The 1,746-nt window shown below is 71.9% G+C and carries 2 protein-coding genes and 1 pseudogene; all 3 read left to right on the top strand.

What is annotated here, in order from left to right:
• A partial coding sequence (locus tag BLW43_RS22645; protein WP_093257199.1) for a GTP-binding protein occupies positions 1-927 on the top strand: 927 nt, incomplete at its 5' end.
• 10 nt (positions 928-937) lie between these two features.
• A complete protein-coding gene (locus tag BLW43_RS22640; RefSeq protein ID WP_093257198.1) occupies positions 938-1,585 on the top strand; it encodes a DUF1826 domain-containing protein in 648 nt (215 codons plus the stop codon).
• 27 nt (positions 1,586-1,612) lie between these two features.
• Positions 1,613-1,746: pseudogene (locus BLW43_RS23285) on the top strand (S-(hydroxymethyl)glutathione dehydrogenase); the annotation flags it as partial.

The following is a 1,746-nucleotide window of genomic DNA, read 5'->3' as shown; positions in this document are numbered from 1 at the left end:
CTGCTGATCGAGAGCACCGGGATCAGCGAACCCCTGCCGGTGGCCGCCACTTTCGAGTTCCGCGACGAGAACGGCGTCAGCCTCGGCGACGTCGCCCGGCTCGATGCGATGGTCACGGTGGTGGACGCGGCCAATCTGCTGAAGGACTACGCCAGCCGCGACTTCCTGCGCGACCGGGGCGAGAGCCTCGGCGCCGACGACGCCCGCACGCTGGTCGACCTGCTGGTGGACCAGATCGAGTTCGCCGACGTGGTGGTGCTGAACAAGGTTTCCGCCGCGACCGCGGCGCAGGTCGACGCGGCGCGCAAGATCATCCGCGCCCTGAACCCCGACGCCCGGCTGGTCGAGACCGACTGGGGCCGCGTCGAGGGCCGCCATCTGTTCGACACCGGGCTCTTCGACTTCGAGAAGGCGCACGAGCACCCGCTCTGGGCGAAGGAGCTCTACGGCTTCGCGGACCATGTGCCAGAGACCGAGGAGTACGGGATCACATCCTTCGTCTACCGCGCGCGCCGGCCGTTCCACCCCGAGCGCCTTGGGGGCTTCCTACGGAAGACGCTGCCGGGCGTGATCCGCGCCAAGGGCCATTTCTGGCTGGCGACGCGCCCCGACTGGGTCGGCGAGTTCAGCCTCGCCGGCGCCATGGCGCAGACCCGCCCGCTCGGGCGCTGGTGGGCGGCGACGCCGCCGGAGCGCTGGCCGGGCGACGCCGAGTATCAGGCGCGGATGCACCGCAACTGGGACCCTGTCTTCGCCGACCGGCGGCAGGAGCTGGTGTTCATCGGGAACGCCGACGCCATGTCGGTCTCCGCCATCACCGCGATGCTCGACGCCTGCCTGATCGAGGCGGGAGCCTTCACCCCTGCGCTATGGGCGCATCTGGCCGATCCGTTCCCCGCCTGGGGCGCGGACGCGGCGGCGGCGTGAGGGGCCGGCGATGAACGCGCCCCTCGCGCAGGCGGGCCGCATCCCGCTCGCTCTCGGCGTAGTCGAGAGCGCCGACCCCGCCATCCTCGCCGGCATACGCCAACCCGGCGTCGCCGCGGCGATCTGGCGCCGCCCCCGCGACCCCGGCTTCGCCGCCTGGATCGACGCCCTGCCGCCCGAGCGCCTGCCGCGGCTGAGCACGCTGACCACGCCCGAGCTTGTCGAGCGCGTCGTCCACGCCGCCTGCGACAGCGCCGGCACGCCCGCGGGTCTCCACCGCGACCGGCTCGCCAGCGACGCCGCGGCGCTGGCGCTGATCCTGTCGCAGGTCGCCGCCCAACCGCTGATCGAGATCCGGCTCGAGGTCGTCGACACCGACAAGTGCCGGAAGTTTCACATCGACCGTGTTCGCTGCCGCATGCTCTGCACCTATCGCGGCGCCGGCACGCAGTACGGCGCGGCCGCGCCCGGTCCGGATCACGCGCCCGCCGTCGTCCAGCAGCTCTCCGCCGCCGACGCCGCCCTGTTCCGCGGCGCCTTCTGGCCCGGCGCCGAGTTTCCCGGCGTCCTGCACCGCTCACCGCCGTTGGCCGGAACCGGCGAAACCCGCCTGCTGCTCGTCGTCGACCCGATGGACGACGTCGATGGCCATTGCTGACAACCATGAAATGAGGGGAGTGAGACCATGAAGACCCGCGCCGCCGTCGCCTGGGAACCCAACCGCCCGCTGGAGATCGAGGAGATCGACCTCGAAGGCCCGAAGGACGGCGAGGTGCTGGTGCGCATCGTCACCACCAGCCTCTGCCACACCGACGTCTT

The organism is Rubrimonas cliftonensis (genome assembly GCF_900107585.1).
Taxonomy (GTDB): domain Bacteria; phylum Pseudomonadota; class Alphaproteobacteria; order Rhodobacterales; family Rhodobacteraceae; genus Rubrimonas; species Rubrimonas cliftonensis.
This window is presented reverse-complemented; position numbering and strand designations above follow the sequence as displayed.

Excerpts from the sequence above, each read along its gene's own strand:
- BLW43_RS22640 (WP_093257198.1), top strand. The coding sequence starts at position 938 with ATGAACGCGCCCCTCGCGCAGGCGGGCCGCATCCCGCTCGCTCTCGGC.